Origin of the sequence: Nitrobacter sp. 62-13 (genome assembly GCF_001896955.1) — a bacterium.
Classification (GTDB): domain Bacteria; phylum Pseudomonadota; class Alphaproteobacteria; order Rhizobiales; family Xanthobacteraceae; genus Nitrobacter.
The window spans coordinates 1-11,638 of record NZ_MKRN01000096.1 but is presented as its reverse complement, the minus strand read 5'-3'; the positions used below and the strand labels follow the sequence as shown (position 1 = coordinate 11,638).

Sequence of the window (11,638 nt, the reverse complement as noted above, 5' to 3'; positions counted from 1 at the left end):
TCCTGCTCGACAAGCTGCGCAACACCAAGAACAACGCGGAATTCTTCGAGTCGATGAATACGTGAATATCAGCGGCTCCCCACCGATCGTCGACAACCGGTCTGGGTATCGAGCATTCCTATGCCGGCCGGGATGACGGCAATCCCTGGGCTTCGTTCAGGATGACGGGCTGTGCGATCGAGCGGGCGCAGACGACCCTCGTCATGTAGGTTGTCAAGGCGATGGCGACTCCGGCAACGGCAGCGCCTCCGAGGAGGTCGACGGCATAATGCGCGCCGTCGACCGGCGTTGCCACAAGCATCAGCAAGTTGATCGGACCGAAAAACCAGCGAAGTCGCCGGACTGGCCAGATTGCCCAGCAGAACAGTACCGCAGCAACGGCGTGGAAGCTCGGAAAGATAATCAGTCCTTCGAGATCGTCCAGCTTGACGACGTGGGTCGTGCCGCGCCGAAGCGATTCAAGATGCCGAATATGCTCAAATGCGCAGGATGGGGCGAGATTGCCAAAGTCCGCGCGCTGCAACCCGAGATGAGCATAGTTGGCCACCGCGGGTGTAAGGATGAAAATTGCTATCGTCAGGCATAAAGCTATAGCCACGGTCAGGACGAATTGCTGAAGTCGCACAAATCGCCGCGTCCAGAGCAACGCAATGCCGATGAGCACCGGTTGGACGTGAATGGTGAAGTAAATGAAATGGATCGTGCGGCCGACGATGTAATGGGTGTTGAAGAAGTCGAGATATGCGCGCCAGTCAAACCCCAGCTCCTGATCCAGGTGGAACAGGATGTCGTCCCGATAGGGAAAGTCGGCGGTCGCGGCGGCAAAGCTGAGCAGCGTACCCGTTAGCAGGATAATCAGAAGCTGCGCGGAAAATTCAGTCCCTGCCGAAATGTACCGGTCGATGCGATAGTAACGGTAATAAAATGACAGGCAGAGGCAGGCGGGAATTAACAAAAGAACCGGCCAACGGTGAGTCACGTCAAGGGACAGCCCGGCCCATCGGTAGCTCACATAAAGCGTGCCAAGCATGCCGCAATAACGAGCCAGATGAGCCGGTTCATCGTTTTGGGATCAGCGGCCTCCATGGGGGATGAGGACATGGATCGACCATAAGCGAACAGTCTTAAGGGCAATTTACGCGCGGCGCCGGCGTCCCCGAAATGCCTAACTATCTCTTAATGGAGAAGGCGCAATTTGATCGTTCACAAGCGCGATGAGATCATTCGGCCGACTTACCGGCAGCGAGCAGCTCTGGTTGCGGCAGACGAAGGCCGCGGCGCCTTGGACGGACTTAACCTTGGCACGCGCGGGATGGTCGGCCGGCAGCGCGTCGGCATGCGGCGCGTGCAGCACGATGTTCGTGGCGTGCGGCAGTTTTCTTGCGGCGCTGAGCAGCGCGCCGGCTTGCGCGCCCTCGCCCACCACGACGATCTCCGCGCCGGTGAGGCGGAGATCGAGCGCGTTCATCAGCGACAGTTGGCCGAAGCCGGTCGCGGTTGCGCTCGGCAGCAAGGCGGCGAACATGTTGTCGATGCGGTCGCGCCACTTTGTATCGCCGGTCAGCGCCGCGAGGCGGACCAGGTTTTGGGCGATCAGTCCGTCATGGTTGGGGATGGCGTCATCGGCCGTCGAGTGCGGCCGCACGATCAGTCCTTCGGCGTCGTCGGCGGTGAGATAATAGCCGCCGTGTTCGACGTCGGCGTAATGCGCGTCCAGCGTTGCCTGCCAGCGCAGGGCCTGCTCGAGAAAGGCGCTGTCGCCGGTCGCCTCATGCAGCGCGAGCGCCGCACGTCCCATCGCGGCATAGTCGGAAGCGAGCGCCGGGATCAATAGCCTGCCCTCGCGCCATGAGTGACCAAGCCGTTCGTCGCGGGTCATCGTGGTTCGAACGAAGTCGTACGCGATGCGCGCGGTTTGCAGCCAGTCCGCGACGTCGAAGGCGCGGGCTGCGTGAACGAGAGCCGCGATCATCAGGCCGTTCCAGTCGGCGAGCACCTTATCGTCGAGGCCCGGACGGACGCGACGCGCGCGGCGCGTCAAGAGCTTCGCGCGTAGCGCCTGCATCCGCGCCTCATCATTGCCGTCGAGGTCGGAGTTCTTCAGGCGATTGGGAATGTTGTGGCCTTCGAAGTTGCCCCCCGAGGTGATGTCGTATCGTGCGGCGAAATCAGCGGCGTCGGTTGCGCCGAGCACCTCTTCGATCTCGCTCGCGGACCAGACGTAGAACTTGCCTTCCTTGCCTTCGGAGTCGGCATCGAGCGAGGAAGCAAAGCCCCCCTCCCCGGTCACCATTTCCCGGCGAAGCCAATCGACGGTTTCGATCGCGCGTTCGCGGTACAGGGCACTGTTGCTGCGGGCGTAGTCGAGCGCGAGCAGGTCGAGAATCTGTGCGTTGTCGTAAAGCATCTTCTCGAAGTGCGGCACCAGCCATTTGTCGTCGACCGAATAGCGGGCATAGCCGCCGCCGAGATGATCGTAGATGCCGCCCTGGCTCATCCGCGTCAGGGTCAGCGAGGTGGCGGCGAAGAAGCGTTCGTCGCCGGTGCGCGCGCCGGCGCGCCAGAGAAATTCCAGCACGGAGCATTGCGGAAATTTCGGTGCGCCACGCAGCCCGCCGTTCACGGGATCGATTGCATGCATGATCGAAGCTGCCGCGCCGTTGAGTTCGGCGGGGCCGAGATTCGCCGGATTTTCGGATCTGGCGCGTTCGGAAAGCCGGGCGAGCAGCGCATCGCGGTTGTGCGCGATCCGGTCCGGCTTGTCGTGAAAAACCCGCGCCACCGATTGCAGGACATCGGTAAATGCCGGGCGGCCATAATCCGGCAGCTTCGGAAAATACGTGCCGCCCCAGAACGGCGATCCGTCGGGCGACAGGAACATCGTCAGCGGCCAGCCGCCCTGCTCGCCGAGATGATGAAGCGCGCTCATGTAAATCTGGTCGATATCCGGCCGCTCCTCGCGGTCGACCTTGATGCAGACGAACAACTCGTTCATCACTGCGGCGACTTCGTCGTCCTCGAAACTCTCATGCGCCATGACATGGCACCAGTGACAGGCGGCGTAGCCGATCGACAGCAGGATCGGTCGGTTGGTCCGCTGCGCTTCGGCGAGCGCTGCGGGTCCCCACGGCCACCAGTCGACGGGATTGTGCTGGTGTTGCAGCAGGTATGGGCTTGTTTCCGCAGCCAGACGATTCGCGGGGCGGCCTGAGCCGGCTGCGGCGTGATTCATATCGAGGCGCCCTTCTTTCGAATATGGGATAACAAAAGCAGCAAGGCTTCGCCGCTGTCGTCTGCATTTGTTGTGTCGTCGAAGCCGATTGAGACAATAGGCAATGCATCCGCGAGAGCAAACGATCTTCGCCCTGTCGTCGGGCCGGCCCCCGTCGGCGATCGCGGTCGTGCGAGTCTCGGGCGCGCAGGCGGGAACGGCGCTTGAAAAAATCGCAGGAATGATGCCTGCCGCGCGCCTGGCGAAGCGGGTCATGCTGCGCGATCCGCTCGGCGAAGTGATTGATGACGCTGTCGTTTTGTGGTTTGCCGGGCCTGCGAGCGCAACCGGCGAAGACGTCGCGGAGTTCCATGTTCACGGCGGCCGCGCGGTGCTGAACGCGTTGTTCGCTGCGCTCTCGTCGATTGCCGATGTAAGAGCAGCGGAGCCGGGCGAGTTCACCCGGCGCGCGTTCGAGAACGGCAAGATCGATCTCACCGAAGCCGAAGGTCTCGACGATCTCATCCATGCCGACACCGACCGGCAGCGGCGGCAGGCGTTACGGCAGTTGCAAGGACTGCTCGGCGATCGCGCGCGTGAATGGCGCAGGCAACTGATCGAGGCGTCGGCCCTGATCGAAGCCGGAATCGATTTCGCCAATGAAGGCGATGTGCCGGATGATCTGCTAAAGCCCGCGATGGAGAAGATCGCGCGGCTCCGTCAAGAGATCGAAGAAACCCTTGCTGCATCGGCGCAAAGCGAACGCCTGCGCGACGGCTTGACGGTCGCGATCGCGGGTCCGCCGAATGCCGGCAAGTCGACGCTGCTCAATCGGTTGGCGCGGCGCGAGGCGGCGATCGTTTCGCCCTATGCGGGCACCACGCGCGACGTCATCGAGGTGCATCTCGATCTCGATGGTTACCCGATGACGCTGATCGACACCGCGGGCATTCGCGAAACCGAGGATCCCATCGAGCGGGAAGGCGTGCGGCGGGCGCAAGAGCGTGCCGCGGCTGCGGATCTGGTATTGTGGCTTGCGGATGATGACGGTGAGCGGGCCTGTCCGCCGCGACCGATCGGAGGAGGAGGCGCGCCGCTTTGGGAGGTACGCAACAAGGTCGATCTTTCAGGCCCGGAAGATGATGGGACGAAGCCATGGCAGTTTGAGGCGAAACCGGGGCAGGGGGCAGCGACGCCGTATTTCCGGATTTCGGCGGCGCGTGGCGACGGCATCGATGAACTGGTTGCGGCGCTGACGTCGTTCGCGGGGAAGTGGCTCGGTTCGGGCGAAATCTCTGCCATTACGCGTTTGCGGCACCGCAGCATATTGCAGGAGGCTGCAGCATCGCTTGCGAAGACGGAGTCGTTGGCCGGGCGCGGCGATGAACTTGTCGCCGAACAGCTTCGGATTTCGGTTCAGTTGATGGGACGGCTTCTAGGTCGCGTGGACATCGATAATATTCTAGATTCGCTCTTTAAGGATTTCTGCATCGGTAAGTAGTACATTCTGTATTCATTCCTTCACTTGCCTCGCAAGAAACGAGCCCTTCCGGTTTCACGGCTGTGTGTTTCACGTGAAACACTGCCGTCGGTCTGCCAGTGAAATCCAAGCTTCCGGACGGCCCCCGGCTGAGCTAAAAACCGGGGCGAATAATCGTGAAGATTCCGGATATGGCACCATCATTCGACGTCATTGTGATCGGAGGCGGCCACGCCGGCTGCGAGGCCGCGACCGCGGCAGCGCGGATGGGCGCCCGAACGGCGCTCGTGACCCATCGCTTCGCGACGGTCGGCGCGATGTCCTGTAATCCCGCGATCGGCGGGTTGGGCAAGGGCCATCTGGTCCGCGAGATCGACGCACTGGACGGGCTGATGGGCCGCGTGGCCGATGCGGCGGGCATCCAGTTCCGGATGCTCAACCGCCGCAAGGGTCCGGCGGTCCGTGGGCCCCGCGCTCAGGCCGATCGCAAGCTCTATGCGGCCGCGATGCAGCGTGCGGTTCAGGAAGCCGCGAACCTCGAGGTGATCGAGGGCGAGGCGGACGACCTGATCGTCACTTCCGGCCGAATCGCCGGCATTCGCCTGAGCGACGGCCGCGAGATCAGGACCGGCGCGGTCGTTGTTACCACCGGCACCTTTCTGCGCGGACTGATCCACCTCGGCGAGAAAAGCTGGCCTGCGGGACGGGTCGATGAAGCGCCATCGCTCGGCTTGTCCGCGGCTTTCGAACGAATCGGTTTTACGCTGGGCCGCCTCAAGACCGGGACGCCGCCACGGCTTGATGGCGCCACCATTGACTGGGCGGCGGTCGAAATGCAGCCGGGCGACGATCCGCCGGAGCCGTTTTCGGTGATGACCGACCGGATCACTGTGCCGCAGATCCAGTGCGGCATCACCCGCACCACGCCGGCCACCCACGAGGTGATCCGGAGCAATGTGCACCGATCGCCGATCTATTCCGGCCAGATCACGAGTTCGGGGCCGCGCTATTGCCCGTCGATCGAGGACAAGGTGGTCCGCTTCGGCGATCGCGACGGCCACCAGATTTTCCTGGAGCCGGAAGGCCTGGACGATCCCACGGTCTATCCCAACGGGATTTCGACGTCGTTGCCGGAGGAGGTTCAGCTCGCGATCCTCGCGACCATTCCGGGCCTTGAACGCGTCCGGATGACCCGGCCGGGTTACGCTATCGAATATGACCACGTCGATCCGCGCGAGTTGGAGCCGACCTTGCAGACCAGGCGGATGCCCGGGCTTTTCCTGGCCGGCCAGATCAACGGGACCACGGGCTATGAGGAGGCCGCGGCGCAGGGGCTGGTCGCGGGCCTCAATGCCGCGTTGGCGGCGGGCGGCGGCGATCCGGTCGTATTCGACCGCGCCGACGGCTATCTCGGCGTGATGATCGACGACCTCGTGACCCGCGGCATTACCGAACCCTATCGGATGTTCACCTCACGCGCCGAGTACCGCCTGACGCTCCGCGCCGACAATGCGGACCAGCGGCTGACGGACAAGGGCATTGCAATGGGCTGTGTCGGGGCAGGGCGCGCCGCGCGTCACCGGGCCAAGATGGCGGCGTTGGAGGCGGCGAAGGCGCTGGCGACATCGCTGTCGGTGACGCCGAACGAGGCGGCCGGGTACGGGCTTTCGCTCAATCGCGACGGCCATCGGCGGTCGGCGTTCGAGCTCCTGTCCTATGCCGAGATCGGGTGGGGCAAGGTGACCGCGATCTGGCCGGAGCTGTCGGCCGTCGATCCGACAATCGCCGTGCATCTGGAGATCGACGCCAAATACGACGTCTACCTGAGGCGTCAGACCGCCGATGTCGAAGCATTCCGCCGCGACGAGGGGCTGATTCTGACCGGGATCGACTACGGAGCGGTGCCGGGACTCTCCAATGAGGCGCGCAACCGGCTGGAAAAAGCCCAGCCGCGCACAGTGGGGCAGGCGGGGCGGCTCGATGGCCTGACGCCAGCCGCGCTTGGCATCCTGGCGGCGTATCTGCGCCGCGAAGCGCGGAAGAGAGCGGCAGCGTCGGCCTGAGCGCGATCCGGCCGAGATGTTTCACGTGAAACATCGGTCGTCGCCATGGTGGCAGCATAAAGAAAACGGCTCGCACCCCACGCGCCGGAAGGTCGCCCTCGGCCAATGGCCGACCGCCGCGGATTGAAATGTCTGGCCGGGAATCACACAGTCCCCTATGTTGCCTCAGTGGCCATGCCAAAACCTTTACTGGCTCAATCCGTTTCGACCGCCGACAAGGCGGCCGCGCTGGCGCTGACCCCTGTTTCACGTGAAACAGAGTTGCGGCTGGACGCCTATGTCGATCTGCTCGGCCAATGGCAGAGCAAAACTAATCTGGTCGCGCCGTCGACGCTGCCGCATCTTTGGACGCGCCACATCGCCGATTCGCTCCAGCTTCTTTCGCTGGCGCCGCAGGCAAAACTCTGGGCCGATCTCGGGAGCGGCGGCGGCTTCCCCGGCGTCGTGCTGGCCTGCGTTCTCGCGGACGTCCGAGGCGCACGGGTCGATCTCGTGGAGCGCAACACCAAAAAGGCCGCCTTCCTGCGTGAGGCTGCCCGGATTACCGGGGCGCCCGCCGTCATTCACAACGCGGATATTGGGGATTATGTGGAAAGGTTGGAGAGCCGGATCGATTGCGTAACCGCGCGGGCGCTGGCGCCTCTACAACTGCTGCTCGGCTTCGCGGAACCTCTGGTCAGACAGGGAGCCACGGCGTTGTTTCTCAAGGGTCAAGATGTAGAAGCTGAATTGACGGAAGCCACTAAATATTGGAATATTGAGCCTCGCATTCATTCCAGCCGCACCGGTGGACAAGGCTGGATCGTCGAACTCGATCGCATCGATCGGCGCGATAGTCCTCCGACAAAACAAACATGATAAACATGGCGCCGCGCATGACGGTAATTGATGATATCTATCAATGCGATAGCGAGCGCGATTCGTCCGCCCGCCATCCCCGGATCATTTCGCTTGCGAACCAGAAGGGCGGCGTCGGCAAGACGACGACCGCGATCAATCTCGGCACCGCGCTGGCTGCGATCGGCGAAAGCGTCCTGATCGTCGACCTCGATCCCCAGGGCAACGCGTCGACCGGCCTCGGCATCGACCGGCGCGACCGCAACGTCTCCACCTACGACGTGCTGATCGGCGAGGCGCCGCTGCGCGACGCCGTGGTGCCGACGGCGGTGCCGCGCCTTCATATAGCGGCATCGACCATGGATCTCTCCGGCCTCGAACTCGAGCTCGGCATGACGAAGGATCGCGCCTTCCGCCTGCGCGATGCGATCACCGCGCTCAACGGCAACGCCGCCGACAACGCCGATTACACCTACGTGCTGATCGATTGTCCGCCGTCGCTCAACCTTCTCACCGTCAACGCGATGGCGGCGTCGGACGCGATCCTGGTGCCGCTGCAATGCGAGTTCTTCGCGCTCGAAGGCCTGTCGCAACTCCTGCAGACAGTCGAGCAGGTGCGCACCACGCTCAATCCGAATCTGTCGATCCACGGCATCGTGCTGACCATGTTCGACTCGCGCAACAACCTGTCGAACCAGGTCGTCGCCGACGTGCGCCAGTTCATGGGCTCGAAGGTCTACGACACCATGATCCCGCGCAACGTGCGCATTTCGGAAGCGCCGTCCTATGGCAAGCCGGTGCTGGTCTACGATCTCAAATGCAGCGGCAGCGAAGCCTATCTGAAGCTCGCGACCGAGGTGATCAAGCGCGAGCGCGACCTGCGCACGACGCATTGAGGATTGGAAATCATTCGCGATGCGGGTGAGCGAAGCGATTGACGCCGCTCGCGAAGCGAAACCCGCTCTCTCCCACACAATGGAGAGGAAATAACAGAACAAGCGACGCCGTTGTTCTGGAACGCGCGTGCAAAATCATCTCGTTGATCTGGAGTGTTCTGCGTGAATCCAAGGGAGCTGACGATGGCCGACGAAGCGCGTTCGCGACTGGGCCGCGGTCTTGCAAGTCTGATCGGCGACGTCGGCGGCGAGGCTGCCCATGCCGAACGCCCGCGCTCGCAGCGCAAGGTGGCGATCGAGTTCCTGAAACCCAATCCGCGCAATCCGCGCCGCGCGTTTTCCGATGTGGAGCTGGGCGAACTTGCCGATTCGATTCGCCAGCACGGCGTGATCCAGCCGATCGTGGTGCGTGCGGTGAAAGGCGTTCAGGATCGCTACGAGATCATCGCCGGCGAGCGGCGCTGGCGCGCGGCGCAGGCGGCGGGACTGCATGACGTTCCGATCGTGCCGGTCGACGTCAGCGATCACGTCGCGCTCGAGATCGCCATCGTCGAGAACGTGCAGCGCGAAGACCTCAACGCGATGGAAGAGGCGAAGGGCTATCACGCGCTTGCCGACGAATTCAAACGCACCCAGGACGAGATCGCGAAGATCGTCGGCAAGAGCCGCAGCCACGTCGCCAACATGATGCGGCTGACGAAACTGCCCGAGGACGTGCAGGCGTTGATCGCCTCCGGCGAATTGTCGGCCGGCCACGCGCGCGCGCTGATCGGCGTGCCCGATCCTTCCGGCGCCGCGAAGCGCATCGTCGCCGAAGGCCTCAACGTGCGGCAGGCCGAGGCGCTCGCGCATGAGGCGGGCGTGCCGGAGCGCAAGCCGCCGAAGGCGCGCGCGGACAAGGCGCAGAAGGATCCGGATACGCTGGCGCTTGAAAAGCGCGTCAGCGACGCGCTCGGCCTTGCGGTGACGGTGGAGCACAAGAATCCCGGCGGGGTCGTGCAGATCCGCTATCGCGATCTCGACCAGCTCGACGAGATTTTGAAGCGGCTGGACAACAAAAGTTAGACAGTCATTCCGGGGCGCGCGAAGCGCGAACCCGGAATCCACGAACACAGCCGGGAACATGGATTCCGGGTCTGCGGGCTTTCGCCCGCATCCCGGAATGACGATTCGCTATCCCCGCCGCCTTGCATTCACCGCGATCGACATCAGCGCGCGCTGGGCGATGACGGCGGCCAGCGCCGAATGCTTGCGCGCATCGAGCGCCGCGATCGCGAGCTGATCCATCACCTGAGCCAGCCGCGCGGCGCTGAAATTGCGCAACGCCGTTTCCACCGCCGCCTTGCGCGAAAAATGCAACCGCGGAAATCCGCCCTCGGCGGCTGACGGGGCCGACGCGCCGCCTTCCATCAGAAGCGCCGCCTTGTGCAAAGCGGCGACCTGACGCTGCGCGGCCGAAATGGCGAGGCCCGGATAAGTGCCGGCGACCATGGCCTTGGCGAATTCGGTTTCGACGATGGCGGGCTGTCCCGCAAACGCGGCGTCGACGACGGGATCGAGCTTGAAGTCGGAGGCGTCCGACACCACCGCCATCACGTCCTCGAGCGTGATCTCGCGCGCACCATGGGCATAAAGCGCGATCTTGCGCAGTTCGTTGCGCGAGGCCTGACGGTCACCGCCAAGCAGCGATGTCAGCATGGCGCGCGCATCCTGTGCGATCTTCAGGTCGGAGACGCGCAGCTCATCGTCGATCAGGCGTGCGAGATCGCGCTCGGTGTCGGGGTAGCAGGCGATCGCCACCGCATTCTTCGCGCGCTCGCAGGCCTTGCGCAGCGGCGCCTCCGGCCGCAGCTCGCCGGCCTCAATCACGATCCGGCAGTCCCGGATATCGGAGTCCGCCAGCGTCTCGACGCCGCTGGCGAAACTGCGCGATCCGGCCTTGACGCGGAGGGCGCGGCGGCCGCCGAACAGCGGCACCGTCATGGCTTCGTCGACGAGACGCGACGGCTCGGCGGCGAGTTCGTCGCCATCGAGTCGCACCAGCGAGAACGGATCGTTGACGTCATCGACGGCAGACGCCGTCAAGGCGTCCGCGCGCTCGCGCACGAGACCGGCGTCGGGGCCGTAGAGCAGGATGATCGGGCGGTCCGGATCGGGCCGGGCGAGAAAGCTGTCGACGTCTTTTCCACGCAGCGCGACCATTCGCGGAGCGGTCAGGTGCCGGCGTAGAAGAACGCCGCCAGCCGCGTATTGATGTTGTCGGCGATCTGCTGTGCGGCGCGATCCTCGGCGTCGCGATAGGCGCGCGCGCGCGCGAAACGCTGGAGCTGGCCGGGAATGTCGTAGGAGGTGCGGGCGAAGGTGTTCGCATTGAGAACGGTCTTGCCGGTCGCGACCTCGATCAACTGGTAGCTCGCGTCGATGCCGTAGTTCTCGTTGGAGGGCAGGGCGGTGTGGGGATCGAGCATCAGCGACGAGCGGGTTGTTGAGAAGCGGATCCTGAGCTGGTGCGTCGGCGGCGCGCCGGTGGCGCCGCCATAAAGCTTGAACGCGAGCGCGTTGCGGATTTCGACGCCGATCCGGGCATCGCGGGAGGCGTTGGGCTTGTCGATCGGCAGCAGTTCCACGCCCATCAGCTTGTCGCGCAGCGCCGGGCTGCCGTCGGCATGTTCGGCATACATCGGATGAAAGCAGCCGGCCGTCAGCGCCGCCAGCACGGCAACGACGCTCAGTCGCGCTACGAGGCGCGGACTGAAGCCATTTCCGTTCCGATAGAATCGGAACGGGGCCCTGGATTCTGATTTTGACGCGTTTTCTCGACGCGAACCGGCACCCACTTCGCTCGAAAACGCTTCAAGCCATGATCGAGCCGGTCGAGCCGACAACCTACCCCACCACATTCACGATCCTCTGCGGGACGATGATGATCTTGCGGGCCGGTTTGCCGCCCAGCGCCTGTCTTACCGCATCGAGCGCCAGAACGGCAGTCTCAATTTCCGGATTCGGCGCGCCATTGGCCACCGTGACCTCGCCCCGTTTTTTGCCGTTGACCTGCACCGGCAGAGTCACGGTGTCTTCAACCAGCAAATCGCGCTCGATTTGTGGCCAGCGGGCTTGCGAAACCAGACCGGTCTGCCCCAGCGCCTGCCAG

At 63.9% G+C, this 11,638-nt stretch carries 9 protein-coding genes and 1 pseudogene; 5 read left to right on the top strand and 5 right to left on the bottom strand.

The window, feature by feature from the left end; translation table 11 throughout:
- Positions 1-118: 118 nt before the first annotated feature.
- Positions 119-1,030, bottom strand: a complete 912-nt coding sequence (locus BGN91_RS08615) for a phosphatase PAP2 family protein (protein ID WP_292612282.1) — start codon at positions 1,028-1,030, stop codon at positions 119-121.
- Between the two features lie 135 nt (positions 1,031-1,165).
- A complete protein-coding gene (locus BGN91_RS08610; protein WP_292612281.1) occupies positions 1,166-3,232 on the bottom strand; it encodes a thioredoxin domain-containing protein in 2,067 nt (688 codons plus the stop codon).
- A gap of 103 nt (positions 3,233-3,335) precedes the next feature.
- On the opposite strand from BGN91_RS08610, the gene mnmE reads away from it, so the two are divergent.
- The 5 genes from mnmE to BGN91_RS08585 all read left to right on the top strand — a co-directional run bounded on the left by mnmE (position 3,336) and on the right by BGN91_RS08585 (position 9,552).
- Entirely contained in the window at positions 3,336-4,712 is a 1,377-nt protein-coding gene (gene mnmE, locus BGN91_RS08605) for a tRNA uridine-5-carboxymethylaminomethyl(34) synthesis GTPase MnmE (protein WP_292612279.1), read from the top strand.
- A gap of 170 nt (positions 4,713-4,882) precedes the next feature.
- Positions 4,883-6,754 carry a tRNA uridine-5-carboxymethylaminomethyl(34) synthesis enzyme MnmG gene (mnmG, locus tag BGN91_RS08600; RefSeq protein ID WP_292612277.1) on the top strand — a complete coding sequence of 624 codons (1,872 nt, stop codon included), beginning with the start codon at positions 4,883-4,885 and terminating at the stop codon, positions 6,752-6,754.
- Positions 6,755-6,928: 174 nt separating this feature from the next.
- Positions 6,929-7,612, top strand: coding sequence for a 16S rRNA (guanine(527)-N(7))-methyltransferase RsmG (rsmG, locus tag BGN91_RS08595; protein ID WP_292612284.1), 684 nt, complete (start codon positions 6,929-6,931; stop codon positions 7,610-7,612).
- Between the two features lie 17 nt (positions 7,613-7,629).
- Positions 7,630-8,487 carry a ParA family protein gene (locus BGN91_RS08590; RefSeq protein WP_292612275.1) on the top strand — a complete coding sequence of 286 codons (858 nt, stop codon included), beginning with the start codon at positions 7,630-7,632 and terminating at the stop codon, positions 8,485-8,487.
- Between the two features lie 183 nt (positions 8,488-8,670).
- Positions 8,671-9,552 (top strand): ParB/RepB/Spo0J family partition protein, encoded by an 882-nt coding sequence (locus BGN91_RS08585; RefSeq protein ID WP_292612273.1) that lies wholly within the window; start codon positions 8,671-8,673, stop codon positions 9,550-9,552.
- A gap of 108 nt (positions 9,553-9,660) precedes the next feature.
- Here the strand turns inward: BGN91_RS08585 and holA are convergent, their stop codons facing one another.
- From holA to BGN91_RS08570, 3 genes and pseudogenes are all read right to left on the bottom strand, one after another.
- Entirely contained in the window at positions 9,661-10,689 is a 1,029-nt protein-coding gene (gene holA, locus BGN91_RS08580) for a DNA polymerase III subunit delta (protein WP_292612271.1), read from the bottom strand.
- 11 nt (positions 10,690-10,700) lie between these two features.
- Entirely contained in the window at positions 10,701-11,204 is a 504-nt protein-coding gene (lptE, locus tag BGN91_RS08575) for an LPS assembly lipoprotein LptE (RefSeq protein WP_292612269.1), read from the bottom strand.
- A 169-nt stretch (positions 11,205-11,373) separates the two neighbouring features.
- Positions 11,374-11,638: pseudogene (locus tag BGN91_RS08570) on the bottom strand (leucine--tRNA ligase); the annotation flags it as partial.

Coding starts and splice junctions, on each gene's coding strand:
- BGN91_RS08615 (WP_292612282.1), bottom strand. CDS start 1,030: ATGCTTGGCACGCTTTATGTGAGCTACCGATGGGCCGGGCTGTCCCTT.
- BGN91_RS08610 (WP_292612281.1), bottom strand. CDS start 3,232: ATGAATCACGCCGCAGCCGGCTCAGGCCGCCCCGCGAATCGTCTGGCT.
- mnmE (WP_292612279.1), top strand. CDS start 3,336: ATGCATCCGCGAGAGCAAACGATCTTCGCCCTGTCGTCGGGCCGGCCC.
- mnmG (WP_292612277.1), top strand. CDS start 4,883: ATGGCACCATCATTCGACGTCATTGTGATCGGAGGCGGCCACGCCGGC.
- rsmG (WP_292612284.1), top strand. CDS start 6,929: ATGCCAAAACCTTTACTGGCTCAATCCGTTTCGACCGCCGACAAGGCG.
- BGN91_RS08590 (WP_292612275.1), top strand. CDS start 7,630: ATGACGGTAATTGATGATATCTATCAATGCGATAGCGAGCGCGATTCG.
- BGN91_RS08585 (WP_292612273.1), top strand. CDS start 8,671: ATGGCCGACGAAGCGCGTTCGCGACTGGGCCGCGGTCTTGCAAGTCTG.
- holA (WP_292612271.1), bottom strand. CDS start 10,689: ATGGTCGCGCTGCGTGGAAAAGACGTCGACAGCTTTCTCGCCCGGCCC.